The sequence below is a fragment of the Rhodocytophaga aerolata genome, assembly GCF_030503435.1.
Taxonomy (GTDB): domain Bacteria; phylum Bacteroidota; class Bacteroidia; order Cytophagales; family 172606-1; genus Rhodocytophaga; species Rhodocytophaga aerolata.
Window position 1 is genome coordinate 12,968 of the sequence record NZ_JAUKPO010000043.1, and the last position, 26,289, is coordinate 39,256.

The window sequence follows — 26,289 nt, forward strand, 5'->3', positions numbered from 1 at the left end:
AATTATGTAGATATTACACCCTTTTTAATTATATTTTTCCCTTATATCTGCTTGTACTTTTAAGGCATTCTATTTTATCGTCTGAAATTCAAACTTTTATAATATTCTCATTTAAAAAAAGTCTGTTGACAGCAAGAGCGCTATCAGGTGAGTAGCATTCGTGAGATGAATAAGTGAAAGCAATAAATAGAAGCTAGTCAGCTACTAATCAAGCAATAAAATACATAAGTAATGCCTATGATTGACTTTTCTCTTAACCCGGATGTGGAGCTAAGTGCAGCATTAGCAAGCAAATGGCTCCACTAGGAAAGACTTTTGTAAGGAGCGCAACATTTACTTATTTCCTAACTTTTCTTTGTTTAAGGGCTCAAATGTAAGTCAAGAAAACAGCTCCTAGCAATGAAGCGATTGATTTTACTGGCCAGTGGACAAAAAAAAGAGCTACTTGTTTTACTTACCTATATGCTCAGGCTGATCAATAAAGAATTCTCTAAATTTTCTTCCTAAAGCACTAAGGAAGCAATGCAGACTTGAATGATTAAGCTCTCTGCTTGGTTGAAACCTGTTCATTTGTAGCATTCTCATAGGTCTGTACTGTTGGACTAGGTATACGTTGACTTTATAGTATCAATCACATCTATTCTTCAACGCATTATTCTGCTAGGGTTTGACCAAATGTAAGAGCAGGACAAATAAAATGTAGTAAATAGAATGAAACCTTATTTACACTAACAAACCCTCTATCCTGTGACGAGTAGCTGCAAAAAAAGTTTTATCAAAGAAGATGCAATAGAGGGTAATGGCGCCTTCAATCTCTTGAATAGCCTGCCAGGATAGTTGCTTGCTTTGCTCAAAACTATACTGAGCGGAAAATATATGGGTAAAAGCCTCTCTCCACTCAGTAAAAAAAGCTTGAATAATGCGTGTAAAAGCAGAAGGATTAATAGCCGCATAGCCGCCTGTTTGCCCCATAATACAGCCCCCTTGCTCTTGAAAATAAGCCTGCTCAGTAGCTTCCATCATTTTTTCTAAGCGCTCTTTGGCTGATTCGGACGGGGAAAAAGCGACACTAAACACCTGCCTTTTGAACGAGTCGTGAACTGCTCCCAATACCCCTTCCATTAAATGCTCTTTAGAAGTGAAATAATGGTAAATGCTCCCTTTCAAAAGACCACAGGCTTTCCCAATAGTTTCCATTGAGGTATTGTAATAGCCTCTTTCCCGGAATAATTGATAGGCTTTCCAAATAATCTGCTCTCTTGATGTGTGACCCTTATTCATATGAAGGGTAAACATACGAAGAAAAGAAAAAATCCCATTAACCAAGCAAATATCCTCAGATAACTTTTGTTATACATGTTACTTTCCTTTTTTGGTTAGGGAAGCCTGGGTTGAATTACAATCTGCCAATACTCCTATTACTCCCTCAAATAGAATTAGTGAATAAGCAAGTTTCTCGGAGTAGTAACCTTCTTTATGCTCCCATTGTCTATAATCTCCCATTGTCTATAACAGGGATGCTCTCTTCCATAGATTCTGTCTTAGAACACGTTTTTGGGCGTAAGAAAGAGGCACTTAAGATCAGTTTGCAAATTATTATCAACTTGGCTTACTTTTTTTACTTTAAAATCAAACAAGTGTTTGGTAGCTTTCGTATAATGCTCTTATAGAAAAGCTTATCCTTATCGCTTAAGCACATAAAATCTTCTTCTGCTTACTTCTTTCATTTTATGAAAAAACCTCTACCTACAGAGCAAGAGCTGATAGGCCTGCTTCAAGCCAAGGAAAAAAAAGGATTTGACTTACTGTATCATTTATACTCGAATGCTTTATATACCATCGCATTCAAGATTGTTCATTCCCAACAACTCGCTGAAGATGTCTTGCAGGATAGCTTTATAAAAATTTGGAAAAACATCCATACATACGATGCCTCCAAAGGCAGTCTGTTTACTTTCATATTAAATATCACCCGTAACACAGCCATTGATAAAACCCGTTCCCTGTATTATCAAAAGCAAAGACAAGGCTTGAAATGTACTATTCTGCTCTTTGACAGGGTTGATCAAAAACACTGCTTTTATCAGCAGGTGGATTATATCGGTATTACTAAATACATAGACGCACTAGCGCCCCAATACAAGCATCTGATTGAGTATGTCTATTTGAAAGGCTATACACACCAAGAGGCCGCAAAAGCGCTAGAAATTCCACTAGGTACAGCTAAATCCAGATTGAAAAGTGCTATCGCTCAATTACAATTGATGATTCTTTGAAGGCAGCAATACCCCACGTGCTACTTATCTGAATAGAGAGAAGAAGTGCCTTTGGCACCTCTTCTCTTTAGGTGGAATATGATATGAGTAGGAATATAATCTGTTACTCAAAAGCTTTCTTTAGTTCTGTTGTTGCAAAGGCTTGGGCTTGTTGGGCTTGCTCAAGTAGGGCTGACATACCAAAAAATTCATGAGTTACTCCTTTATACACTTTACGCATGACCATTACTCCATCGTTTTGCAACCGTTTCGCTAGTTCTGCGCCATCTGACTCCAGAGGATCAATTTCTGCATTGATAATCGTTGTGGGAGAAAGTCCTGTCAAATCAGTATGAATCAATGAGATATATCGGTGTCTGTTTGTTTTCCAGTTAGGCTTATAGTAGTTAAAGAACCATTCCATCAGTGGCCTGCTCAACGGCTTGGCATTTGCATATTTCTCGTAACTTGGCGAGAGCAAATCTTCATCGGCGATTGGATAGACCGAAAGAATATGTACTGGCAATGGTAGGCTACGTTCCTTTGCCATCAAAGACACCGCCACGGCTAAGTTACCACCTGCACTTTCACCAGCAGTAGCTATCTTAGAAGGATCACCATTAATGGAAGCAGCATTCTCTACGACCCATTTATAAGCGGCAAAGGAATCTTCATGAGCGGCAGGAAAGGGATGCTCAGGCCCTTGCCGGTAAGCGACAGAGACCACGATAGCTCCCACTTTATCCGAAAGTGCCCGGGCAGAAGGATCATACGTATCCAGATTAGCGATCACCCAACCACCACCATGATAATAGACAATCACCGGAAAGGGCCCTGCTCCCTTTTTAGGTGTATAGATCCGCACGAGAACCCCTTGAGGAGAAGGCCCTGGAATAACCTTATGATCGATCAATAAGTCCGGTTGGGTAAGTGGAAGCCCTTTCTCCTTGATTAGCGATTTAACGGCATCAGTGGGCGTAGGGGCTTCTCTTGCCTGCCCTGGTGTTAATTCATGTAAGGGTGGGGTGCCAAAACTATCTAGTTCCTCAATAATGGCCTGCATCTGCGGATCAATCGTAGGAGCCCAGCTTGGCTTTGGCCCTTTTGGCTTGATAACTATAGGAAGAAGCGGCCCTGGAATTTCAGGTACACAGGCACTAACCAGCAGCAGAAGTAACATAGCTGCTTTTGCCAGAACAAACAAAGATAGAGGCTGCCTTTTTGTGATAGCCTGTGTTGGAGAATCCTTAGAACCTTTCCCGGATGCTGCATGGGAGTGAATGTGTTTCAAAATGTTTAGGAGGTTTGTGGTGAATACTTGTACTGCTTGTAACAGACATTTATCAAGACACCCTTGGAAGCAAACTAGATAAATAACCTGTAAAGTAACTTGGCAAGATGCGTTCCTAAAGGTATCTACTACAAGTACGAATGAGTTTGCTTTCCAGATGAGTGAAGACAAAAAAAATTATTTAAGCAGTAACTTGAGCGTAGCTTAGTTTAGTGGAGGATAAAGTAAGCACTATAGCAGAAGCCAAATCCCAATATCAGAGTTAATTAAATAGGGGTGAGCTTGACTTACCCTATGTCTAAATAGGATCCTATATTTAAAGCTGCATTAGGTAGGTGAGCAACTATTTACCGGTATTTGTGAAAGTATGGTTGGTGAAACAAAAACGACCGCTACTTGCTTTCCTTACACCTGTTTTTCTGCAGGTAAATTGAATTGCCAACTTATTTTTGCTCGCCGAGTAATAAACTATTTCCCTTAAAGCCCTCATTATAAGGTTTACTAACTGTTTTTGCATTTGATTTTTTCTCAGCTACACAATTAGGTATTTTCTTTCCATTTTTGGTTTTCATTTCTTCCTGCGTCTATCCACTCCAACAAGGATCTTCTTTTTTCGATTTTTTCTTGGTTGATGACATAGTTTTTATGTTGATTCTACCATTGCTGCGCGCTTTCTCTCTGTAAATTTGTATGCTGAGATATCTAACTAGTTAAAAAAATTTTTATAATTTTTTAACTAATATATATAATCCCTTCCTGCAAAAAGGCATGAGTGTTTCATTTTTAAATGAACTTTTCTTTTCCTCTTCTCTTCTCCAATCTGGTTTGCAGGCTTACTCGTAGGTATAGTAAATACACAAATGGTAGCCTTTTACTAACACACCTAAACCAATTCATGTATGCGTGTACCACTATCTAATTCCAAGGAGCGTACTGCTTCTGCTAAGAACGGGGAAAATCTCAGACGCAGATCGTTTCTCAAATTTGCAGGCTTTGCCACTGCCTCAACTGCTGTAATGCTCAGCGGCTGCAAAGAAGTACTTGATAAACTTCCTTACCCGGTGGATGTAGATCCGGATGATTATGTACTTAAAACTGTTCGGCTGGGAAAGGGCGACACTGGGGTGTTAAACTATGCTTATACCCTGGAACAACTAGAAGCCGAATTCTACATTCAGGTGGTAGCTGCCTCAGGTTTTGCCTCTATGTTTAACTATTATGAGCAACGTTCGCTCAGAGAAATCCGCGATCATGAGGTAGTACACCGGGATTTTTTGAAAGCTGCCCTTGGAGATAAAGCTATTGGCCAGCTCAAATTCGACTTTAAAGCTGTAAATTTTGAAGATAAGCAAAGTATTTTGCAAACAGCTAAAACATTTGAGGATTTAGGGGTAGCTGCATATAATGGTGCTGGCAAAAGACTGGCAAGTCCTGATTTGCTGACCATTGCAGGTAAAATAGTATCTGTGGAAGCTCGTCATGCTTCTATTATCCGTTCGCTGGTAGATACAGACCCAACTTCTTTTGCCGGCGATGATATTATAGATATGAATGGATTAGATCTGGCTTATGAACCTGCTAAAGTACTGGAAGCAGCCAATCCGTTCATTTTGAATAAAATAGATGCCAGTGAATTATAAATCCACCTAACCTGAAATAGACACCATGAATATATTTGACTTACTTACTACGGTTGATCCACAGAAGATCAACCTGGATGAACAGATGGCCTCCGGTAGACGGGCCATGTTCCGCCAACTAGGCGACTGGGGAAAAAAAATGGCCCTGGGTGCCATTCCTTTCGGCGCAGCTACCCTATCATCCAAAAATGCCATGGCCGCCCATGAAGATAATGTGGATGTCCTTAATTTTGCTCTTTTACTTGAATACCTGGAAAGCGAATTTTATATCATGGGCCTGGACACCATTGTACCCAAAGGCACAGATGATGAAAAAGTGTTTATGCAAATCAGTAAGCATGAAAAGCAACATGTAGAGTTTCTGCAAAAAACGATCAAAAGCCTAGGTGGAATGCCCATAGATAAACCGGCTTTTGACTTTACTGCTGGTGGCGCCTTTATGCCTTTCAGTGATTATGATCAGTTTAAAGTATTGTCTCAGGCATTTGAAGATACGGGTGTGCGGGCATACAAAGGTCAGGCCGCTAACTTGATGGATAATGATACACTACTCACTGCCGCCTTACAAATACATTCGGTAGAAGCCCGACATGCGGCAAAGATCCGGATGATGCGTGACGAATTCGGATGGATCTATTTTAATCACCGGGGAAGAGGCATGCCCTATGCTACACAGCCTGTGTACAAGGGAGAAAACATGTCAAAGCAAGCCGGCATTGAGCTGAAAACAATAACTACGGTAGAGGAAGGTGGTTTTACTGCCGCCTTTGATGAGCCTTTGACAAAAGAAGAAGTCACTGCTATTGCCAGCTTGTTTCTAAAAAAATAACACTTTGTATTATACTACCTAGAAAGCCTTGAATTTGACTGTTCAGGGCTTTTTTACTATTGCAGGCTATCTATGGAATCAGCTACTAGTATTTTTAGAAAAAGTAAGTAAAATACAACGCTTCATTTGCCTTCCGCAAGCTAAAAAGGTAATATTATTTTTCACTAAACACCATTCCGTACCTTAGAATAGTATTGAACGGTGTTTATATTTATTTTGGATTACTCTCTCCCGGGTTGCTTTGCAGGAAAGCAATGTTGAAGTATAGTAGTAGAAGTAAAAATGGATATTCTATCTATGCTTTCCCTTATTTTGTAAACAGCTTTGCTCGAAGCGGAAAAGGGTAACGCAGGGAAAAAAAATGCTCATTTTTTAATAGGGAGCCTCCACTTTATCAGTAAAAATCAAGCTTTTGTTTTAAGCCTTTAAAGTTTTTTAGCTCTAACTCGATCGCACCTATAAACATATCGGCTTCTACTTTCACAGGTATTTTATTTTTGTCGTTTGAAATCCATACTTTTATCGCATTTTCATCTTTGAAAAGCCCGTTGGCAGGCATAAGTGGTGTGAGCCCAATAGCTTTGATTTTGCCAAACTTTGTCTTGACCTCTCCTTTTCCCCGGTAGCGGACTTTAACTGCATAAAGCTGATCATCAAAAAAAGCATCGATGTGGATAATGGCCCCTTCCGGCAGCTTGTTAAAATCAATCGTTCTTAAAAAAAAGTAGCCGCTAATTAAATCTTGAACATTTTCAGGAATGGTAAATTGTTTTGTTTTCTGGCTCTTTTCCCTAGATTGTAGTTGCTTCTGTAGGTGATCAAAAAAAACAGTGGTTTCTTTTCGGTAGGTGTTTTCCTCAATATTCATGTAGAACTGCTGAGGAATCAAGGCGCTTGTATCGATATATGATTGCCAGGTGTCACGCACTTTATAGCCTAGATCAAATGCGCCGGATGTTCTGCCATAAACGCTTACTTGATAGCAACTTCTGTTGTTAACTTTCACTAAGCTAGGACTTACTTCCACGATACCTTCTCCTATATTGACAAATCCATAATGTACCCGGTAGCGCAGTTCTTCTCCAGCGGTAAAACTATCGTTGTCTATTCGCCGGTAAGGATCATGTCTAGTAAAGCCAACTACGGCTAAAACAAGGAGCAGGCAATAAAACCATTTATGCATAGATGAGTAGCGTTTTCAACAGGTTATCTATCTTAGTAGTAGAAAATGTTGTAATGGAAAATAGAGTTGCCTTTTTGTATAGAGAAACACAGAAGCTGTTTTACAAAAGCTAGGTAGCCGGCAGGCCCAAGAAGGTCAGCAAGGAGGGACTTCTTCAAGATTACTTTGCGGCAAGTAGGTAGCATAAAATGTTAGTTTAAAATGGGTAGATTACTTAGTTTGGTTGGCCTATAGACAACAGATTTTATTTTAACTCTCTTCTTATTTTCCTTTGCCCAGATAAAGAGTTTTTCTTTTAAGTCCCTTGTGACTTTTTCCGGTGTGTGCTGCCAAGTTTGTATAAAAGGTAATTGCTCTACATGCCCGCTATACCCGCTAAATGCAGATTTTTGCACGACAATAGCACAATCTAGAAGAGGGGATCTTTTGAAAAATAGGGAGCGTATAGAAAAAAAGAATGCCATAGGTATCGACTTTTCTCACAAATGAAGGTGAGAAGGGTTAAACAGATAGAGTGACCATACTCACGGATAGAAGCCGTGTGTACTTGTCAACCTACGTATACAAAAGCCCCTTGGATTGGGAGGCTTTTGTATTTGTTTTTCCTTTCGATCTAAAAAAATTTTTACCCTATATACCTCTACCTATGCACCTTTAGTAGCTATTCTCTTTCATCTTTTGTGCTTGATAATACTTCCAAACTTGACAATTAATTGAATCTTGATGGTCTAAGTGACTATTTTAGCGTATACTCCTTTAAAAAAATATAAATGAAAAGGTTGATCCTCTCTATCCTCTTGCTTGCTTTATTTTCCTTGCGTTCACAAGCTCAAAGCTTTAGCGAGTTAGATAAAAGTCCGATGGACATCGCCTATTTCCCTGCTAACTTTGCACACGACAGAAAAGAGGGCCAAAAGGCTATCCTCCGAGTGACTTACAGTAGACCTGCACGAAATGAAAGGGAGGTTTTTGGAAAACTGGTCCCCTACGGAGAAGTCTGGCGCACAGGAGCCAATGAAGCTACCCAAATAAAGGTTTATCAGGATGTTGAACTAAATGGAAAAAGAGTAAAAGCAGGGAGCTATTCCCTTTTTACTATTCCGCAAGAAAAACAATGGACGATCATTTTAAATGCGGATCTGGATTACTGGGGTGCCTATAGCTATAAGGCAAACAAGGATATAGTAAGAGTAATGGCTCCGGTCAGTAACCTTACTAATCAAGTGGAAAACTTTACCATTCAATTTGAAGCCAAGGGTGCGAACAAAGGAGTAATGAGGTTTGCCTGGGATCAAACCATGGTTGAAGTTCCCTTTACCTACTAATAAACGGATTGAAAAATCTTAATACTTTTAAGTTACCTAAGATGGGCTAGTCAACTTAACTCTCCCTTTCTTGAAAATATAGAAAACGATTTTTGTGCCCCGTACTCATTATCATCCAGTAAAGGGTATTCTATTGAGGGATACAATGTATTGGTACAACTTTTATAGAGTTAGATAAGTGTGGTAAATTTCAAGGCAATACTACATTAATTGGGAGGTTTTTGTCAATCTAAAGATAAACATTCAAGTAGGCGCACTTTTTCTCTGTTAGCTAAGTTGCTACAAAGAGATTAACAAAATTAGACTACAGGTAGCCTTTTCTAGATTACTTTCACTTAACAACAAAAGCTGATGAGTCTTACAACCATTTTTGCCTTTTTAGGAAACCTCGGTGGCCCTGAAATCATATTAATTGTCCTGTTTGTATTAATCTTTTTTGGAGCAAAGAAGATACCCGAATTAGCTCGTGGCTTAGGTAGAGGTATCAAAGAATTTCAGTCAGCCACCAAAGACATTAAAAATGACATGCAAGAAAGTGTAAAAGAAGATAAACCGGTGGTGAAAACAGAGGTTGAAAATCCGGAGAATAGCCAAGCAACTAAACAAGACAATATTAACTAGGTACGCTACATCTATTTAGGATGTTCTTCTGTTTTGACCCCTCTCATCGCCCATGCATCGTATTTCTTTATAAAAAAACTCAGTGGCTGTTTCACAAAAGCTGTTTGCTTATTGTCCTAGATGAGTAGTAGCCTTACCTGATGAATGGCAGCTTTCACTCTGGACTTGGCTGTACCTGTGTTAGTAATTTGCGCAGATGCGGTAATCGTAGTTGAAGCAGATTTTAAACGATACTACCTAGGATGTTACTACCTACTTTAAAAGCAGTATTTACTAGAGACCTTAATTGATTACGCAACGGATTTCCTTGTACAACCGTGAAAATGCCCTCTGGCAGGTATAAGTAGGTATTGCAAATCCAGACGACAGTTTGTGTTTGCATTTGATTGGAAATATCCATACCGAAAATTCAATCCTCTCAAGACCTCAAGTGTCTTTATGAAATTGTTCTGTAATTTCCTTAACAACAATTCCAAACTTCCTGACAACGCTGCGGATGATAAGTGTTTTACCATCAGGCATAAGATACATATGCTGTGCAATGTTCACGTGCCGCACTATTCCTTTGTCAGCTATCTTTAAGCGATAACGCCAGGCAAAGTAATTACCATATAATTCTCCCTTGGCAATACCCGTTATATCACTTCCGGTGCCTTCGAGATGATGCACATCTATTAGTTTTAATTCAAAGGTGCGGTGCTTTTGCTTTCCATTGTCCGGATAAAAAAGGTCCTGCTCAATACGTAAAACGCGGTTATCATACACTCCTGTCGTTTTTGTGGTTATATGCTCAGTTGGCTTTCCGCTGCGGGCTTCTAAGACACCTGTCGAATGAGTATGACCATCAAAAAATTTTATGGGGTCAAGAGTGGCTCCGCTTCTTTTAAAACTTTCAGGCTTCAATGTAGAGCAGCTTGTTAAAACAAAAAGAACGAAATAAGTTAAAATAGAATTATTTTTCATCAGTGCTTTTGAATCGTGAAATGGGTAATAAGGCGTAGTACTGTATCTGTCTCAATACGTAAAAAAATCACTGTTGATTAAAACATCAGTGCTTCCCTGGCTCACCAATGATGAAATCTTTCATTATTCCCTCGCCTTATAACCGCTCTTCAAAAAGACTATTGTCAAAAGTCCAATGTCTTCTTAAAATGTGTAAAAAAACGATGGATTTCCTGGTTGTTTAATTAGGCTCAATTCAAAACACTAATTTTTTACACCTATCTTAGTTCAATTGAATCCTCCTAAACTGCACCTATATAATCAAAAATTTTAAGTCTCAGCAAAGGGGAAGTTTGTTTAACTGTTCTTTTCCTATTTCGACTTACATTGCTAAAAATAGCATAAGAGAAAAAAGATACTTTCTAAAAGAGTAAGAGTAACATATATTATTCCTTTTTTGTCCTTTACTTTCCTCAAATCCATTTATATAGCTTCGAAAAATTTATTTTCAGTAATCAAGTTTTGGATAAGGTAGCCTGTAGTAGTTCTTATATTAATACTTTGTGGATAATTCCTTGAATTAGTTTTATAGTGAGCTGTAAAAAATAGATAGTATGCAAGATAACTATATTAACAGCAATAATCGATCACATAGAAGCTAATAGAGCCGTAAACCATACGTCTTATACCCGCTTTCCAAGGATGTGGGTGATATGCAGAAATGTTCTAGTCTGTATTTAGAGCAGATATTTCTGATTATATGCTATCATCTTTGCTAAATGGATTCTTGTTTGCCTTATTTATATTTTGTAGTTCCTACTCCTTTGCGCAGACCTACTCCCTAGATCCCTCTTTCCAACCGCTTCTAGTCAAAAACCCTGGAGGGAGTGTGGACCAAATCATTATACAGCCAGATCAGAAAATCTTGCTCAATGGCAGAGCGGATTACATCAATGATATCCGGACAGAAGGTATTGTTCGCATAAACCAAGATGGTAGCCTGGATCCCTCCTTTCATATCAGCAATACCATTGCCGATTATACTTGGATAGCTTTACGTCCGGATGGCAAAATACTTGCAACTAACCTATATTCGAATTCTGAAGGCAAATCCCAGTTCTATGTTCATCTGCTGGACTCACAAGGTAGAATAGATTCTACCTACTATACAGATATTGTTTGTGATTACCCATCTTCCAAAGCCTTCGCCTTACAGACGGATGAAAAGATCTTGTTGGGCGCTAATACCTATGCGAATAGCACCTATGAAGGAAAAGTTTACCGTCTTCATAGAAATGGCCGTAAAGATACTACCTTTCATAGTGAGCAGGTAAAGGCTACTTGGATCAGTCAAATCCTGCTGCAGCCTAATGGAAAAATTATTTTACTCGGTGGCTTCTATCTTGAAGCAATCAATCGCCACACAAGTATTCTGCGGCTGAATTCCGATGGCAGCATTGATCCGAGTTTTGCCTATAGTCCCTTAAGTGCTGTCAGTTCGGCCATAATTCAACCCGATGGACAAATTTTAGTCAGCCGCGATGCCTCATCTGCCAGCAATGGATCAACAAGTATTGTGCGGTTAAACCCGGATGGGTCACAAGACAATACATTTCAACTCCCTACCACTAGTCCTCCTATGGCTATCTATTCCTTCGCTTTGCAGCCTAATGGAAAGATTCTAGCCGGCAGCTGGATACGCAAAGCATCTAACGATCCATCCGGATACAGTCGTGTGATCCGCTTTAATTCGGATGGAAGTTTTGATGAGTCTTTCGATAATGGCCAAGATGCTGATCACCTAATTACAAGTTTAGCTATCCAGCAAGATGGAAAGCTATTAATAGGTGGCCTGTTTACCACTTATAACAGTCAATCCCAAGCTGGCCTTATTCGTTTAACTACGAATGGGAGTATAGATACTTCTTTTAAAATTAGATTAGAATATAGTGGGTATATTGGTGTAATAGCCCGGCAACAGGATGAGAGGATCCTCGTAGGAGGAGGCTTTAGTAGTGCAAATGGGAAAACTCAAAATCGGTTAACTAGATTAACTTCTAGTGGAAGGATAGACACCACCTTCTCTATAGGTACCGGACCTAAGGGTATAGAGAGCAGTAGTTATGCCGATATTCGGGACATTAAGTTGCAAAAGGACGGGAAAATAGTAGTAGGGGGTAAGTTTACCTCTTTCAATGACCAAGCCACCTCCTCGCTTGTTCGCTTAAACGGCGATGGAAGTATTGACCAGGTTTTTCAGTTAGCATGGGAAGCTGATTACTCGGTAGAAGAAATTGTCATACGGCCTGATGGAAAGATACTTGTAGGGGGTGCTTTTCCCTATAATTATAACCCTCAAAAAACCCTACTACGATTGCTACCGGATGGCAAGGAAGATCCATCGTTTAACATTGGTAGCGGTTTTAATGGAGGCATTACCAGCCTATGTCTACAAGAGGACGGAAAGATTCTAGTAAGCGGAAGTTTCACCCAGTATGATGGGATGGACATAGGAGGAATTGTTCGACTACTGCCAGATGGTTCACTAGATACTAGCTTTACGATCGGCTTGGTAAATAATGCTATCGAGCAAATTCTGCTGCAAGCAGATGGAAAAATTCTTCTGGAAGGCTCGTACGTTTCTTATCAAAATTATTTAGCCAGTAAGCTTATTCGCCTACACTCAGATGGCACATTTGATAATACATTTAACCCCACATTGGGCATGAATGATTATATAGAGGATATGACCATCCAGCCCGATGGCAGGATTTTGCTAGCAGGCAGTTTTCACTCACCAAGAAGACACTTTATCCAATTAAATGCGGATGGGTCTGCTACGAATGCTTTTTTCTCGTTTGCCCCCGAACTAACTTTGGTAGTCAATAAGCTATTGATCGACAGTTCGACAATGTTAGTAGCCACTTTTTCAGGGTTAGAAAGACTTACACAAGCTGCTCCACAATCTATTGTTTTCAACGCGATTGAAGACAAACTTACGAGTGATGCTCCTTTTAGTCTGAGTGCAAGTGCAAGTTCAGGCCTGCCCGTCACCTTTACTGTGGTGTCAGGCCCGGCTTCTGTGTCTGGTAATATACTTACGCTATCCGGCATAGAGGGAGTAGTTACCATTCGAGCGTCCCAAAAAGGAAATTCGGTCTACCTTGCTGCCACGGACGTAGAAAGAGCTTTTCGGGTGAATGCAGTTCTGGGATTGGAAGAAATCAGGGAAGAAGTAAAGATTTATCCCAATCCCACAATTGAGCAATTTGTGTTCACGCTTCCTTTCCGCTGGCAAGTAAAAGAGATTAGATTAGTGGATATGCTAGGCAAACCCCAGAAAGCTACTATACTCAATACATCAACCGGGTATAGAGTTACTGTACACCAATATACTCCTGGTTTGTATCTACTACTTGTAAAAACAAACGAAGGAGAATTTATAAAAAAAGTTATTCTTAAGTAAAATTTTGATAAAAGATGGCAAGATAATTTTATAAAATAATCTAATCTTTATCTTATTCTTAGCATTATTATAATAAGCAATTCTCCTAATGATTTTTCAACCAACCTTTGTTAGAGTATCTTCCACAGGTAAAGCAAAATTTTCCAGAATTTGGGAGATTTTAGGAATGCTTACCGCAAATATGGATATTTGACTTCTATTAATGTTTATATCATTTTAACATTCTCATCAGTTACCCGAAAGGGGAAGTTAATTTAACTACCTCTTTGCTAAAATTAGTTAGCATTTTTTTTACTAGGCATTTGTTCGAAAAAATGGCAACCAGGCATCGCGACAAACCACCTTGCGACTTTTTAACAAGCTTCACAAACTGACCGTGCCTATCTGGACCCGATAATGATAGGATGGCTTACAAGAGGCTTGCACCCTCTGGAATATTATGGTATCTTCGATGCCAGATGCCCGTACTGGGCACACACACTATACCCGGCGACAATCAGTCCTTCCTCACCACAGGTCTCCAGGGCAGTTGTCCTGGTGTGCGAGGATTTTTGAACCATGATAGGAAAAAGGAACTTGATCAAAATTAGATCTTCAAAAAACACAGGGAATGAAGCCAAGAATGACCGTATTGACATTAGGAGTAGATGAGTTAGAAAAAGCAGTTGATTTTTATAAAAATGGCCTTGGCTTTCCAACAGAAGGGATCATAGGAGAAGAATTTGAACATGGAACAGTTGCCTTCTTTACCCTACAGAATGGGATAAGCCTTGCTTTATGGCCAAGAAAAAGTATTGCACACGATACGACACTCACTCAAACACAACCTGCTGCAACAGATTTTACCATTGGCCATAATGTTGCAAGTAAACAAGAAGTGGATGCTGTCATGCAACAGGCAGAAAATGCAGGAGCCACGATTGTAAAAGCTGCTCAAACTACCTTTTATGGGGGCTATGCAGGCTATTTTCAAGACCCTGACCAACACATATGGGAAATCGTATGGAATCCGGCATTTGACATCAATGAAGGAATAAGTTAAAAATTACAAGTGCACAACTTCTATGACAACCAGGTTGCTTCACCGCATTGCTTTAGCAAAAAGCCCTTGTTGCCATAATCTGTGCTCTACTGGTGATAAGTACACTTAGAAATATTACTATTGGAGATGAACACAAAGATAGTCATGAGTATATGTGCCGGTGTCTTAGGTGTAATGGGAATACTATTGTCATTCTTACCTCAAGAAATGGCAAGTTACCTGGGCTTAGTAGATACTAATCCGATCTTACTACAACTGCTAGGTGCCTTGTATGTGAGTTTTGCCATGATTAACTGGACAGGGAAAGCAAATGTACTGGGGGGGTATTTACGGAAAACCCATTACGCTTGGAAACTTTACCCACTTTGCTATTGGCACGCTCGCCCTCCTGAAATGGGTGATGCAGGGGACACCTTCCATCGTTTGGCTAGCAATTACCCTCCTCTATTTACTATTTGCCATTGTATTTGGCTATATTTTATTTACACACCCTAAAATGAAAGCCTGAGAAAAAATCACCAACACTAGATAAGCCATCTACCAGGCAGCCACACCAAGCAAGCAGGAGGCCACAAAATTAGGTAGCTTTGTGCCAATAGCGATCAGAAGAAATGAACACACTCACAACCCGAGACATCCTTTTACGAAGGCTAACAGTAGCTGATGCAGAGGCATTTTATGCACTATATACCTGGCCTGAAGTAATTCAACATTTTGACAGCTCGCCTTTCTTGCCGGATGATACAGCCATTAGCTTCACAAGTAGAATTATAGAAAGTTGTTACTGTATTTGGACCATCCGCTTGAGAGGTGAACCAGAAAAAATTATTGGCGACCTCGCCCTCCATCACTATGATATGCAGCACAAGAGAATTGAAATAGGAGGAAGTCTGTTACCTGCCTATTGGGGCAAGAACCTGATGAAGCAAGCCTTTGAGTTATTGATTGATTTTTCAAGGCAAACACTTAAAATTGAACAAATCATTGGTAAAACTAGTCCCGACAATAGGCAGGCCATTAAGCTGGTAGAAAAACTAGGTTTTCAACGTGTAGGAGTAGTAGAAAATGAGCTAATTTTGAGCAAACGCTTGTCTTAACGTTAGGCAAGCTATTAGCTACCTTTTCTCATCCACATGCCCTCACCACCAGAGAGTCATCAACTGCGGCAGGTGTTAACTGTAGCAGGTGTGGAGAAAGGAGACAAATAAGAACTATAGAGGACATCTATGAGAATAGAAATAAGAGAGATCAAGGGAATTACCCTGGCAGAAGTCATCTCTGAAAGCCTTGTAATCGGTAATCTACAGGATGCTTTAGAGCTGATTGGCAATTGTGGCTATCAGGGTGTAGACAAAGTAATTGTTCAGGAACATAATATAACCCCCGATTTTTTTGATCTGAAAACGGGCTTAGCCGGGGAGGTACTGCAAAAGTTTTCCACGTATGGGTTGAGCATAGCCATCATAGGAGATTTTTCCAAGTATAGCAGTAAGAGCTTACAGGATTTTATTTATGAGAGTAACAAAAGTAATCGCGTTAATTTCTTTCCTTCAGTCCAAGAGGTAAAAGAAAGACTGATATCGACTAGCCATTAGAATAGCAAGAGGTGTGTATGAAAAAAACAATGCTTAACCCTAGCTGAAATGACTATTGCTCCTGCAACAGATCCTATGCGTATCAGGAGGCTTTGAGGAGTCTCTATGCTTGATAAGAGAGGCGTTTACTTTCAGCCTGTAGAGTTAGAGAAAAGCTGTTATCTCTCCCTCACCTCCTTTCATTAAGATTTAGCAAAAGGGGAAGTTAAATTAAATTCCCCTTTCTAATAACACTCTCAAATATTCATTTTTTAAAAAGAAAGGATGCTTTCTTTTTCTTTCAGGTCTTTGCTGGGATGAGGAACAAACTTTTTCTCCGTCTGTTGACGAATAGCCCAATAATACACCCACAGCATATACAGAGGCTGGAAAAACAGCCTTGACCAAACATACCAAGGACTTGCCGGTAAACCTCCCGGAGGGGGTAGATTATGGATCGCTACATGGATGTTTGCCGGAAAAACCAACAGCAAGTACCCTATTATTGCCCAACCGGCTACCCGCTGAAAACGTGGAATTAATAAAAGAACCGCCAGAACAATCTCCACAAAACCTGTTAGCATCACCCAAAATTCGGGGTGAGGTAGCAGGCCATTGATCATATAGGAGAGTTTTTCTGGCTTGGCTATATGGATGATGCCTATCAACGAAAAGGCAAGGGAAAAAGCAATCCGCCCTTTTAGGCCATGTGATCGAAGTTTGTCCTGTAGGGTAAACTTTGACAGCAGCCAAAGCAGACTAAAGAAAGCAAGTAGTTGAATGAAGAATGCCATAATGTCTTTTAGATAATTACTTTGCAAAAGAAGGCAAGCTTTCACTCTAAAAAATTGATCTATGTTAGGAAATCAAGTTTGCTCGAATTCTACTTAAACTTTCCGGATGGATGCCTAAGTAACGGGCAATCTTATGGACAGGCACCTGTTCAATGATTGTCTTTCCTTTTTCCAGCAAGTCTTTGTATCGCTGCTCAGCTGTTTTGGTCATCAAGTCAAGCTCGCGTTGTGTTTTGCGCACATAGTGGGATTCAGCTATCAGCCTTCCCAGCATATTAGCTGTAGCAGACTGCCCGTAAAGCGATTGCATTTGCCCATAATCAATCCGCTCTACCAGGGTTGGTACTAAGGTTTCAATATAAACCTGAGAGGGTTTTCTAGACAGAAAAGACATGTAGGAAGAAAAGTAATCCCCCTCAAACCAAAAGTCGAGAATAGCTTCTTTTTGCTCCTGTAAAGAGCCTACCAGCACAGCTCCTTTCTTGATGAGGTAGATATAATTTTCTATATCATCTTGATGGGTAATGATTTCTCCCTTGCCGAAGGTTTTAGTTTCTGTCTTGAGGCTAATGGAAGCTTCTAGCGGCAAATGATACTTATCAAGCATTTTCTCAAACATAGAGCTGCTATTTTGGGATACGCAAGATACTGACTTTATCATGAATTGTCTATAAGCTGAGGAGTTAAAATAACCACCCCTTTCGAGTGACTCTTAGATTATGCTCCATATAATTTAAAATCGGACATTCACTGTCCGTTTCCGCACACTTTTTCATACACTCTATTCTGTCAAAATGGCCTCTGAGACTTCCTACAGGCCAATATTAGTATTGGCAAAGCATTTGTTAAGCAAATGTGAGGATAATAGATAGTGAAATGATATAATCCTTTTTCTAAATGAGCAGAAACTACCTAGGAGAATTTGAAGAACTCGTCTTGTTAACTGTAGCCCATATGCAGGGAGAAGCCTATGCTGCGGCTATCACCCTAGATGTTACAAACCGGACTGGCCGCACCATTATCTTAAGTGCGGTGCATGTAGCCCTCTACCGGCTGGAAGAAAAAGGCTTAGTGACTTCACTTGTGGGAGGAGCGACAAAAGAAAGAGGCGGCCGAAGGAAGCGGCTGTTTTCCGTCACAGCCTATGGAATTAACACTTTATCCCAAATTAGAGAGGTTCGGGAAGAGCTCTGGCAGTTGATTCCTAAACACATTCAACCTTCCTCTTTATGAAAAGGCAGCAACCACCTACATGGATAGACAAAATCCTACACTATAGACTCCCTAAGGAGCAGTTTGAAGAAGTGCAGGGCGATATGCATGAGCTATACCATCACTGGGCAGAAGAAATGGGTAAGAGAAAAGCAAATCGAATGTATCTGCTCAATGCCTTCACTTTCCTGCGTCCTTTGCCCAAACGTTCAGATTCTCTTTCTTGCAAAATTCATCCCTATTTACAAACCAATTCTTTGGATATGATCCGTAGTTACCTAGTTATTGCTTTCAGATATCTTCTCAAACGCCGTTTATACGCAGGTATCAATATTTTTGGCTTATCCATAGGGATAACCTTTACATTATTGATTAGCAGTTATATTTGGTCAGAAGTCCAGGTAAATGCTACGCTGAAGAATGCACCTCGCCATTATATTGTACAGAGCAAATGGACACAAAAGGACATGGGACTTGAGATTACCACCTTAGCTCCCCTTGGGAAAACACTTAAAGAAGAATATCCACATCTGGTGGCTAATTATTACCGGTTTGACGGGATCACATCCATTGTTTCAAAAGGCGACAAACATTTCCGGGAAGATATTCAGGTAGGAGATTCAACTTTACTAGATATGTACGGATTTAGTTTGATTCATGGAAATGCCCAAACTGCCCTTAACTCACCTAACTCTGTAGTTATTACTGCCCAAAAAGCCCTCAAATATTTTGGTAAAACCGATGTCATCGGACAGACACTTACTATCTCCTCAAATACAGGAGATAAACAGGATTTTGCCATAACTGGCATTCTCGATAAGTTACCCCGTAATTCAGTAACGAATCTGCTTAATATAGACAATCAGATATTTACTTCTACGGAGAGCATGTCATTTTTTGGCAGGGGTGATATGAAAGGATGGGATAATATCTACATTGTAACCTATATAGAGCTAAAGGAAGGGGTGAAACCCTCAGATTTAGAACAACCTCTCGCACAAATTTTAGCTAGGCACGCACCTGAAACAATCAAAGCAAACCTGCACAGTTATCTGACGCCTTTACAGGACTTTTACCTGGAGACTAACAATGCGCTAGTGAATAAACTGATTGTTACCCTTGCCTGGGTAGTAACATTTATTCTACTGATGGCTATTGTTAATTTCGTTAATATTTCAATTGGTAGTTCTTCATCCCGCCTAAAAGAAATTGGGGTGCGAAAAGTATTGGGAGGAATCAGGCGACAATTAGTCTACCAATTCTTGACTGAATCTATTGTTTTAGCATTTATTGCTATGCTTTTATCACTAGTGCTGTATGAAGTTTTCAGGCCTTTCTTTGGAGATCTGCTTGGGCAACAAATAACATCCTTATTTTCAGTTTCCCCGTATTTATTTGGAATCCCTGTTGGACTTGCTCTCCTTATTGGGTCTTTGGCTGGTATATACCCTGCATTTGTACTATCATCAATGCCTTCAGTAGATTCGCTGAAAGGAAAACTCAAGTCTGTCAAAGAAAATATAATTTTTCGCCGGCTGCTGATTGCCTCTCAGTTTTCAGTTGCGTTGATCGTATTTTTTGGTGCCTTAATTATTTCCAGGCAAGTAGATCTTTTCTTTACAAAAGAGCTCGGATACAACAAAGAAACTATTTTCTCGGTGGCATTACCTCGTGATTTTTCACCAAAAGGGGTAGCAAAAATGGAAACGGTGCGAAATGAATTTATGCGTTTGCCAGTTATAGAAAGTGCGAGTTTTTCCTATGAAATACCGGATGGAAATAACGGGTTCAGCGCCAATCTATACCTGGCTGAAAAAGATTCCACTCAAAGCATTACGGCAAAAGTGTTGCAAACAGATGAGAAGTATGCCGAAACATACCGGATTAAAATGGCGGAGGGGCAGTTTTTCCATGCCCAACAAGGCACATATAATCCCGAACGCATTGTCTTGAATGAAGCAGCTGTGCAAAGTTTAGGTTTTAAAAATCCGCAGCAGGCAATCGGACAGAAAATAAAGGTACAAGGCACCTCTTTTGTTTCAACCATTTTCGGCGTTACAAAAAACTTTCATTTTGAGTCTATGCACTCTCCGGTTCGTCCCATTGTGTTTACCCATGTCCGCAATACAAGACAGTATCGCTTTTTGTCCTTGAAACTAAAACCTGGCAACATAAGCCAATCAATAGCTAGCGTTGAAGGCGTATTTCATCAGTTGTTGCCGGGTGCACCATTTGAATTTACTTTCATGGATGACACCTTACAAAAGCTTTATCAATCTGAAATACAACTAAAAAAAGCGGCCCAGATTGCTACTGTATTAGCGCTTGTGATTGTGTGGCTAGGTGTAATGGGCATGGTTTCCTTAAGTATAACCCGCCGGATGAAAGAATTAGGTATCAGGAAAGTACTAGGAGCTAGTGTGAGAAGCCTTGTGTTATTATTTATAAAAGAATTTATGTTAGTATGGGTGCTTGCTGTTGGTATTGCTTTCCCTTTAGCCTACTTCATCATGCATAACTGGCTGCAAGCTTACGCCTACCGAATTGAGATGGGCTGGATATCTTTTGTTAGCTTAGGTGCCGCCTTTGCCCTATTTATCAGCTTCATAATTAGCCTGCAGACAATACGTGCTGCACGAACCAATCCATCTAAAATTTTAAGAAGTGAGTAAAATAGAAATAGGAGTTACAAATTTCTCCCCTTTCTTAGAACTATTACTTAATGCAAATATTAGTTTAACACAATGTATCCTATTAATATACTCTAGCTTTAACTCTTTACTGACTCCACTCTGGTGCAGGGCTTATGACTCCATGCTATCCTCCAATAGAATTAAAATTGGATGCAGGATAGATAATTTTATTAACTTGGCTACCTGTCTTTTAATCCATGCCAGCCATGCCATCGAAAAGGATCTTAGAAATATGTGCCTTTACTTTTCAATCTTGCCTGATTGCCCAGAAAGCCGGCGCTGCCCGGGTTGAACTCTGTGATAACCCCCTTGAAGGAGGCACAACGCCAAGTTATGGAACCATTAAACTGGTACGGGAGAAACTCTCCATTAAGCTCTATCCCATTATCCGCCCAAGATCTGGAAATTATTATTATAACGATGAGGAGTTTGAGATCATTAAGCATGATATACAAATCTGTCAGGAGTTGGGCTGTGATGGGATCTCTGTTGGCGTGCAAACGATTGATGGACATATAGATACTCAACGCATGAAGCAAGTTGTAGAATGGGCTTACCCAATGGGCGTCACCTGTAATCGGGTCTTTGATGGCACACCTGATCCTTTCAAAGCTTTAGACGATCTAATTACCTGTGGGTGTGAACGGGTACTTACCTCTGGCCAAAGCAGTGCTGCACCGCAGGCTGGGAAACTGTTGGGGGACTTGGTTAGACATGCGGCCAATAGAATTAGTATTATGCCTGGAGCCGGGATAAAATCTGGTAATCTGTCAAAATTAATAGAAGAAAGCAAGGCAACCGAGTTTCACGCATCAGCCAGGATTATTGCCCAGAATCCGGTAACATTTGTAAACCGGAATGTGAGCGATTATGGGAATGTATATATTGCGGATGAAAGTGAAGTGAGAGCTATGGTGCAAATTTTAAATATCTACTGAATAGCAAACTAGGTAAAGTTTGTGTCGCAGAGATGAATTCCTCCCTGAAAGTCCATTTAGAAGTAATTAAAATAGGGGCCAATACTGAAACTTTATCTATGGGCAAGAGGGGGAAAAGATATCTTTCCCCCTCTTGTATATAATCTGGTGTAAAGAGGCCAGTGGCACCGTTTGATAGAGGTTCTTCGTCTTTTTTGGTGAAAAGTAAGATAATTTCTTGTTAAGCAAGCATGGATACTTCCCTGCTTTTGCCACCTCAATTTGCCATATGCTACAATAGCGTATCTGAACAAAGTGTTCGGTTTGGGGTGATGAGTACATCCCATCATGGAATCTGTCCTCTCTGCCGACAGCCCAGTAGCCGAATCCACAGTTATTACTCTCGCAAAGTAACTGACTTACCCATCAGTGGTAAATCCGTCCACTTGTTGCTCCACGCCCGCAAGTTTTTCTGTGCGCAGGCTTGTTGCCCCCGAAAGATCTTCACTGAAAGGTGGGGTGGGGATCTGATGTCTTATCAAAGGAGATTGAATCGGGCAACGGCGCAAATCCGTTCGATTGCTTTAATGATGGGGGGTAATCCGGGCACAAAACTGACTCATTTACTAGGGCTGCCAGTAAGTGCCTCCACTGTTCTTCGCATACTCAAACAAACGTCCCTACCTTCTCAGCATACGCCCAAAGCCGTCGGTGTGGACGATTTTGCTTTCAAAAAAGGGCGGATCTATGGTACTATTCTAGTAGATCTTGAAAAAAGAAAACCCTTGGAATTATTGCAAGATCGAGAAGGGAAGACTTTAGAGGATTGGCTGAAAGCGCACCCTGGTATTGAACTGTTAACTAGAGATAGGTCTTTTGTATATGCCAATGCAATAACGGCAGCTTGTCCACAAGCCGTCCAGGTTGCCGATAGATGGCACCTGCTGAAGAATCTCTCCGAGCAGTGGGAACGCTTGCTGGATAGTCAGCGAACTTTAATTGGTCAAACTGCCCTGGAAATTGGGCAAACTCATCTAAAACCATCCGTTCAACTTCCAGATCTCAGTTCGGTAATTGCTAAGCTTGAGCAGGCAAATGTAGGCGATGACCTACCTTCAGAGAAGCGCTATGGTAAATATCAACAGGTGAAACAGTTGCAAGAGGAAGGCCATTCGATGCGGGCCATTGCCCGTCACCTGGCTATGTCTCGAAGAACGGTAGGAAAATATTTCAATCAAGAACGATTCGTGCCTAAAACCAAAACTAAGCGGTCTAACTTACTTAAGTTTGATTCCTATCTGCTGCAGCGCTGGAAGGAAGGAGAAGCCAATGGCAACACCTTACTGAGAGAAATTCGGGCCTTGGGATATACCGGCAGTTATCCCATCCTGAGGAATTGGTTAGCTAATTATCCCCCAAGAGCTAATGAGCAGGGTTTACCCATAGCAGACAGGCGGTATGCTTATTCCAATCGTAGTTTGAGTTTCGCTTTTTGTCAAGCCGAAAAGGAGTGGGATACAGAAAAGAAACCGCTGCTGGAGAAGCTTCTCCAAAAGAGCCCACTGCTGCAACAAGCCCGGGAATTGAGTCTGGAATTTAAGTCATTGATGGAGCAAAAGAAAGGGGAATGTCTGGAAAACTGGTGTCAGCGAGCTGGTCAATTCCCTGCTTTTGCGGGCTTTGTCCGAGGTATCGGGCAGGACTTCCAAGCCGTTCAGCAGGCTTTTTCATCCTCTTGGAGTAATGGACAGACGGAGGGACAGGTTAACCGACTCAAGACGATCAAGCGCCAGATGTATGGAAGAGCGAGCTTTACTTTATTACGTTTAAGGGTACTAGCTGATTCTGGATAGCACTTTTCACCAAATGCGGCGAAGAACCCATTTAGCCAGTATATATAATAAAACTGGCATTTGTTGAACCATCCTGCCAGGTGTATAAGGAAGCAAACTTGGTATGAGCACTTAATAAGACTGGCTTATCATCACAAATAATCTGATCTGCTCCTAAATTTACTTCTAAGGGACGTTCATAGGTTACCTCAATAGTATATCTGGTTGAACAACCATTTGTACAGATATCCACCCAGTAAACACCTGATTGTTTAACAGTAAACGTAGATTTAGCTGATCCATCTTGCCAGCGGTAGACACCTTGTTGAGATGAGACATCTAGAAGTAAACTTTCTCCATTGCATAATAAGGTATCGTTACCCAAACTGAAGGCCGGAGAGACAATAATTTTCTTTTCTAACTCTTGCACACTACCATCTGTTAAACTTACTCTGGCGTGTACAGAATAAATTCCTGGCTTGCTAAAGTGATGCACAGGAGCTAGCTCAGTAGATTGATTACTTGCCTCACTTGTTGTAGTATCACCAAATTGCCATTCCACCGTTGTTACAGCTAAATTATTTTGAATGGTGAAATTGTATAAGGTATTTTCACAAGCTTTCTGATAAGTGATATAAGGATCAGCGTCAAAATAGCTGCTAATAAAGTTGGGAAAGCAGGCCCAGGTATAAAAGTTATGGGTATTTCCAGGATTTATCTCTTGTGAGTTGAAGCGGCAGGCTAGACCGGGTTTATCCGGATCATGAATAACACCGGCATAGGTAGCATGCTCATTAGGTTGGTTGACATAAATTTTACCATTTAAAGCCAACTGTAAGCCATAAACACTATAGTAAGGAATTTTTTCTGCATCAATACTATACCTTGACTCACAAATAGTCTGTGCTGAACCTGCTGCCAAGTTAAATTGATATATTTTCCTGCTCTCTGAAGCCCCCACATACAAAAGCTTGCTGTTGGCAGAAAAGCTAATGCCATAGGGCTTTAACAAAGGATCATCTGAGAACCCTTCTGATAGAGTGACAGGATTAGATACTATACCGGAAGTTGCATCAAAATCAAAAACTTGTGCAAGATTTTGTCCTTGAACAGCTAAGGCTAGCTTTTTACCATTGGGTGAAAATTTCATTTCTCCAATCGTATTACTATATCCAATGCGATTTTGCGTCAGGTACTCATGCTCAGATCCGCTATGACTGATAATGGGCTGTCCACTTACTCCTTGCTCTGTAACAAGATACGCCAAAAAACGGTTTGATCCCCATTCATGGGTCATCACCCATACGTCTGTTCGATTTACATGAAAGACAGCAGAAAGCCGTTCAGTAGCCGGCTTGTATAAAAATGTATTCTTTGTAGCAGCGACCACATCTCCAAACCCATTATTTAAACACATATTCACTTCTGAGTAATGAATACCACTATTAGGAAGATTTTCATAACCTCCTTCATCAGCTGTAAATATATAATAAATGCTTTCATCCCCTGGCTTTGGAATGATAATGGCTGACTGGGTAGAAGTCCAATGTCCTTTTAAGCCACGGCCATTCGGCATTTGCTTATGAGTTCGATCCCACACACTCATCCCATCGGTATAAAAAAGCAGACGCCCCTCTTGATCAGCTATGGTAGCACAACCTTCAGAGGTGTTTAAGGCACCATTGGTTATTATCTTAGGTGGAGTATCACTAAAATCCAATCCATTATTTCTACCAAAATACCATAGAGAAGCCTGTTTTTGCGCTTTTGAAGTGTAAAAAGTGAGGAGAAAGTATGTCAGAAGAGAGTAAATAACAAAACGCATGAGAAATAGCTTCGTTAGAGTATCGTACAACAATAAAGTTATAGATCTGATCAAGAACTATTACTTGTAGCTACATGAAGCAGTAGTTTGCCCGTGTGTATATATGTATGAAATTTTCTATATTATCCTAGAATGACTTATCAGATAATCTTCACTAAAATTACTTACTTGGTTATGCTTCAAATTTTATTGAGCCAACCAAACTATCAAAGGCCATAGAATTTAATATAGATTCGTAATCAAATGCATCAGGAATGGAGGCTATCTATTTTGTACAGTTTGAAAAGCAAGTTCAACCTTTTACTAGATGGCATACCTGGTCGTGAATACTAATCACGAGTGATTTTTATACAATATAAAAATGGGTAACTGACCTATGTATGAATAGATGAGGTTATCGTGCTTAATCTTTAAGGACTAAAAGTAATTTAGAATCAGTTTTGAACAGAACCCCTCTCAACTTATGGACTGTTCTATATTGCATATCTAAAAATAAGATGATAAAATGTTTAACGACTCCTTTCTTACTTCTTTGTTTTTTGTTTTTAATAGCTTGTTCCAAAGATGATGTAGCGCATCCGCAAGCAACAACCAAAACACTTGCCAATACTAAATGGGATTTAACTACCTGGGGCACAGGCACTGGAACCGAATCCAGTATACAACCGGGAGAACATGTATATTATCATTTTCTTGATGGGGAAAACTTAAAGCGAATTAATGAAGAGCCATGTTGCCCTACAACAATAAAGGAATATACCTATCAGCTTAAAAATGACACCTTGATTACCAATGTGCTACTCCCCGGAATTCGGACCACTAGCTAAGTTGAAAAACAAGTATTAAAA

24 protein-coding genes are annotated in these 26,289 nt (G+C 40.2%); 15 read left to right on the plus strand and 9 right to left on the minus strand.

The genetic code is table 11. The features are described 5' to 3' along the window. Positions 1–723: 723 nt before the first annotated feature. Positions 724–1,281, minus strand: coding sequence for a TetR/AcrR family transcriptional regulator (locus tag Q0590_RS32880; protein WP_302041915.1), 558 nt, complete (start codon positions 1,279–1,281; stop codon positions 724–726). Positions 1,282–1,730: 449 nt separating this feature from the next. Here Q0590_RS32880 and Q0590_RS32885 point away from each other — a divergent pair, with 449 nt between their 5' ends. Then, positions 1,731–2,276, plus strand: a complete 546-nt coding sequence (locus Q0590_RS32885) for an RNA polymerase sigma factor (protein ID WP_302041916.1) — start codon at positions 1,731–1,733, stop codon at positions 2,274–2,276. A gap of 103 nt (positions 2,277–2,379) precedes the next feature. Here the strand turns inward: Q0590_RS32885 and Q0590_RS32890 are convergent, their stop codons facing one another. Both Q0590_RS32890 and Q0590_RS32895 read right to left on the minus strand, forming a co-directional pair. Beyond that, entirely contained in the window at positions 2,380–3,546 is a 1,167-nt protein-coding gene (locus Q0590_RS32890; RefSeq protein WP_302041917.1) for an alpha/beta hydrolase, read from the minus strand. Positions 3,547–3,989: 443 nt separating this feature from the next. Beyond that, positions 3,990–4,118: a hypothetical protein gene (locus tag Q0590_RS32895; RefSeq protein ID WP_302041918.1), complete on the minus strand. Its 129-nt coding sequence runs from the start codon at positions 4,116–4,118 to the stop codon at positions 3,990–3,992. A 327-nt stretch (positions 4,119–4,445) separates the two neighbouring features. On the opposite strand from Q0590_RS32895, the gene Q0590_RS32900 reads away from it, so the two are divergent. Both Q0590_RS32900 and Q0590_RS32905 read left to right on the plus strand, forming a co-directional pair. Beyond that, positions 4,446–5,186: a ferritin-like domain-containing protein gene (locus tag Q0590_RS32900; RefSeq protein WP_302041919.1), complete on the plus strand. Its 741-nt coding sequence runs from the start codon at positions 4,446–4,448 to the stop codon at positions 5,184–5,186. 25 nt (positions 5,187–5,211) lie between these two features. Further along, positions 5,212–6,015, plus strand: a complete 804-nt coding sequence (locus tag Q0590_RS32905; RefSeq protein WP_302041920.1) for a ferritin-like domain-containing protein — start codon at positions 5,212–5,214, stop codon at positions 6,013–6,015. A 394-nt stretch (positions 6,016–6,409) separates the two neighbouring features. Here the strand turns inward: Q0590_RS32905 and Q0590_RS32910 are convergent, their stop codons facing one another. Then, positions 6,410–7,198, minus strand: a complete 789-nt coding sequence (locus tag Q0590_RS32910; protein WP_302041921.1) for a DUF3108 domain-containing protein — start codon at positions 7,196–7,198, stop codon at positions 6,410–6,412. A 770-nt stretch (positions 7,199–7,968) separates the two neighbouring features. Between Q0590_RS32910 and Q0590_RS32915 the strand changes: the two genes are divergently transcribed. Beyond that, positions 7,969–8,523: a DUF2911 domain-containing protein gene (locus Q0590_RS32915; protein WP_302041922.1), complete on the plus strand. Its 555-nt coding sequence runs from the start codon at positions 7,969–7,971 to the stop codon at positions 8,521–8,523. 351 nt (positions 8,524–8,874) lie between these two features. Further along, complete coding sequence (locus tag Q0590_RS32920; protein WP_302041923.1) at positions 8,875–9,144, plus strand: Sec-independent protein translocase subunit TatA/TatB; 270 nt, start codon at positions 8,875–8,877, stop codon at positions 9,142–9,144. Between the two features lie 426 nt (positions 9,145–9,570). Here Q0590_RS32920 and Q0590_RS32925 read toward each other — a convergent pair whose 3' ends face one another. After that, positions 9,571–10,107: a DUF3833 family protein gene (locus Q0590_RS32925; protein WP_302041924.1), complete on the minus strand. Its 537-nt coding sequence runs from the start codon at positions 10,105–10,107 to the stop codon at positions 9,571–9,573. 868 nt (positions 10,108–10,975) lie between these two features. Here Q0590_RS32925 and Q0590_RS32930 point away from each other — a divergent pair. Continuing rightward, entirely contained in the window at positions 10,976–13,552 is a 2,577-nt protein-coding gene (locus Q0590_RS32930; protein WP_302041925.1) for a T9SS type A sorting domain-containing protein, read from the plus strand. A gap of 437 nt (positions 13,553–13,989) precedes the next feature. Here Q0590_RS32930 and Q0590_RS32935 read toward each other — a convergent pair whose 3' ends face one another. Further along, positions 13,990–14,112: a hypothetical protein gene (locus tag Q0590_RS32935; protein ID WP_302041926.1), complete on the minus strand. Its 123-nt coding sequence runs from the start codon at positions 14,110–14,112 to the stop codon at positions 13,990–13,992. A gap of 50 nt (positions 14,113–14,162) precedes the next feature. On the opposite strand from Q0590_RS32935, the gene Q0590_RS32940 reads away from it, so the two are divergent. The 4 genes from Q0590_RS32940 (at position 14,163) to Q0590_RS32955 (ending at position 16,189) form a co-directional block, all read left to right on the plus strand. Next, the gene (locus tag Q0590_RS32940) at positions 14,163–14,594 is read left to right on the plus strand and encodes a VOC family protein (RefSeq protein WP_302041927.1); all 432 of its coding nucleotides are present in this window, start codon (positions 14,163–14,165) and stop codon (positions 14,592–14,594) included. Positions 14,595–14,904: 310 nt separating this feature from the next. Further along, the gene (locus tag Q0590_RS32945) at positions 14,905–15,102 is read left to right on the plus strand and encodes a hypothetical protein (protein WP_302041928.1); all 198 of its coding nucleotides are present in this window, start codon (positions 14,905–14,907) and stop codon (positions 15,100–15,102) included. Positions 15,103–15,205: 103 nt separating this feature from the next. Next, the gene (locus Q0590_RS32950; protein ID WP_302041929.1) at positions 15,206–15,691 is read left to right on the plus strand and encodes a GNAT family N-acetyltransferase; all 486 of its coding nucleotides are present in this window, start codon (positions 15,206–15,208) and stop codon (positions 15,689–15,691) included. A gap of 129 nt (positions 15,692–15,820) precedes the next feature. After that, complete coding sequence (locus Q0590_RS32955; protein WP_302041930.1) at positions 15,821–16,189, plus strand: DUF4180 domain-containing protein; 369 nt, start codon at positions 15,821–15,823, stop codon at positions 16,187–16,189. A gap of 251 nt (positions 16,190–16,440) precedes the next feature. Here the strand turns inward: Q0590_RS32955 and Q0590_RS32960 are convergent, their stop codons facing one another. Beyond that, positions 16,441–16,962 (minus strand): DoxX family protein, encoded by a 522-nt coding sequence (locus Q0590_RS32960; protein WP_302041931.1) that lies wholly within the window; start codon positions 16,960–16,962, stop codon positions 16,441–16,443. A gap of 64 nt (positions 16,963–17,026) precedes the next feature. Further along, positions 17,027–17,581, minus strand: coding sequence for a Crp/Fnr family transcriptional regulator (locus Q0590_RS32965; RefSeq protein ID WP_302041932.1), 555 nt, complete (start codon positions 17,579–17,581; stop codon positions 17,027–17,029). A 278-nt stretch (positions 17,582–17,859) separates the two neighbouring features. On the opposite strand from Q0590_RS32965, the gene Q0590_RS32970 reads away from it, so the two are divergent. From Q0590_RS32970 to Q0590_RS32985, 4 genes are all read left to right on the plus strand, one after another. Further along, positions 17,860–18,195, plus strand: coding sequence for a PadR family transcriptional regulator (locus tag Q0590_RS32970; RefSeq protein ID WP_302041933.1), 336 nt, complete (start codon positions 17,860–17,862; stop codon positions 18,193–18,195). Beyond that, positions 18,192–20,846, plus strand: coding sequence for an ABC transporter permease (locus Q0590_RS32975; protein WP_302041934.1), 2,655 nt, complete (start codon positions 18,192–18,194; stop codon positions 20,844–20,846). The genes Q0590_RS32970 and Q0590_RS32975 overlap by 4 nt, the downstream gene beginning before the upstream one ends. Before the next feature lie 227 nt (positions 20,847–21,073). Further along, positions 21,074–21,805, plus strand: a complete 732-nt coding sequence (locus Q0590_RS32980; RefSeq protein ID WP_302041935.1) for a copper homeostasis protein CutC — start codon at positions 21,074–21,076, stop codon at positions 21,803–21,805. Between the two features lie 311 nt (positions 21,806–22,116). Next, positions 22,117–23,637: an ISL3 family transposase gene (locus Q0590_RS32985; protein ID WP_302041938.1), complete on the plus strand. Its 1,521-nt coding sequence runs from the start codon at positions 22,117–22,119 to the stop codon at positions 23,635–23,637. A gap of 31 nt (positions 23,638–23,668) precedes the next feature. On the opposite strand, the gene Q0590_RS32990 is transcribed toward Q0590_RS32985, so the two are convergent. Further along, complete coding sequence (locus tag Q0590_RS32990) at positions 23,669–25,441, minus strand: PKD domain-containing protein (protein ID WP_302041936.1); 1,773 nt, start codon at positions 25,439–25,441, stop codon at positions 23,669–23,671. 497 nt (positions 25,442–25,938) lie between these two features. Here Q0590_RS32990 and Q0590_RS32995 point away from each other — a divergent pair, with 497 nt between their 5' ends. Beyond that, a complete protein-coding gene (locus tag Q0590_RS32995; RefSeq protein ID WP_302041937.1) occupies positions 25,939–26,268 on the plus strand; it encodes a hypothetical protein in 330 nt (109 codons plus the stop codon). The last annotated feature ends 21 nt before the right edge of the window (positions 26,269–26,289 follow it).

Excerpts from the sequence above, each read along its gene's own strand:
- Q0590_RS32880 (WP_302041915.1), bottom strand. The coding sequence starts at position 1,281 with ATGAATAAGGGTCACACATCAAGAGAGCAGATTATTTGGAAAGCCTAT.
- Q0590_RS32885 (WP_302041916.1), top strand. The coding sequence starts at position 1,731 with ATGAAAAAACCTCTACCTACAGAGCAAGAGCTGATAGGCCTGCTTCAA.
- Q0590_RS32895 (WP_302041918.1), bottom strand. The coding sequence starts at position 4,118 with ATGAAAACCAAAAATGGAAAGAAAATACCTAATTGTGTAGCTGAGAAA.
- Q0590_RS32900 (WP_302041919.1), top strand. The coding sequence starts at position 4,446 with ATGCGTGTACCACTATCTAATTCCAAGGAGCGTACTGCTTCTGCTAAG.
- Q0590_RS32905 (WP_302041920.1), top strand. The coding sequence starts at position 5,212 with ATGAATATATTTGACTTACTTACTACGGTTGATCCACAGAAGATCAAC.
- Q0590_RS32910 (WP_302041921.1), bottom strand. The coding sequence starts at position 7,198 with ATGCATAAATGGTTTTATTGCCTGCTCCTTGTTTTAGCCGTAGTTGGC.
- Q0590_RS32915 (WP_302041922.1), top strand. The coding sequence starts at position 7,969 with ATGAAAAGGTTGATCCTCTCTATCCTCTTGCTTGCTTTATTTTCCTTG.
- Q0590_RS32920 (WP_302041923.1), top strand. The coding sequence starts at position 8,875 with ATGAGTCTTACAACCATTTTTGCCTTTTTAGGAAACCTCGGTGGCCCT.
- Q0590_RS32925 (WP_302041924.1), bottom strand. The coding sequence starts at position 10,107 with ATGAAAAATAATTCTATTTTAACTTATTTCGTTCTTTTTGTTTTAACA.
- Q0590_RS32935 (WP_302041926.1), bottom strand. The coding sequence starts at position 14,112 with ATGGTTCAAAAATCCTCGCACACCAGGACAACTGCCCTGGAGACCTGT.
- Q0590_RS32940 (WP_302041927.1), top strand. The coding sequence starts at position 14,163 with ATGAAGCCAAGAATGACCGTATTGACATTAGGAGTAGATGAGTTAGAA.
- Q0590_RS32945 (WP_302041928.1), top strand. The coding sequence starts at position 14,905 with ATGTACTGGGGGGGTATTTACGGAAAACCCATTACGCTTGGAAACTTT.
- Q0590_RS32950 (WP_302041929.1), top strand. The coding sequence starts at position 15,206 with ATGAACACACTCACAACCCGAGACATCCTTTTACGAAGGCTAACAGTA.
- Q0590_RS32955 (WP_302041930.1), top strand. The coding sequence starts at position 15,821 with ATGAGAATAGAAATAAGAGAGATCAAGGGAATTACCCTGGCAGAAGTC.
- Q0590_RS32960 (WP_302041931.1), bottom strand. The coding sequence starts at position 16,962 with ATGGCATTCTTCATTCAACTACTTGCTTTCTTTAGTCTGCTTTGGCTG.
- Q0590_RS32965 (WP_302041932.1), bottom strand. The coding sequence starts at position 17,581 with ATGTTTGAGAAAATGCTTGATAAGTATCATTTGCCGCTAGAAGCTTCC.
- Q0590_RS32970 (WP_302041933.1), top strand. The coding sequence starts at position 17,860 with ATGAGCAGAAACTACCTAGGAGAATTTGAAGAACTCGTCTTGTTAACT.
- Q0590_RS32975 (WP_302041934.1), top strand. The coding sequence starts at position 18,192 with ATGAAAAGGCAGCAACCACCTACATGGATAGACAAAATCCTACACTAT.
- Q0590_RS32980 (WP_302041935.1), top strand. The coding sequence starts at position 21,074 with ATGCCATCGAAAAGGATCTTAGAAATATGTGCCTTTACTTTTCAATCT.
- Q0590_RS32985 (WP_302041938.1), top strand. The coding sequence starts at position 22,117 with ATGAGTACATCCCATCATGGAATCTGTCCTCTCTGCCGACAGCCCAGT.
- Q0590_RS32990 (WP_302041936.1), bottom strand. The coding sequence starts at position 25,441 with ATGCGTTTTGTTATTTACTCTCTTCTGACATACTTTCTCCTCACTTTT.
- Q0590_RS32995 (WP_302041937.1), top strand. The coding sequence starts at position 25,939 with ATGATAAAATGTTTAACGACTCCTTTCTTACTTCTTTGTTTTTTGTTT.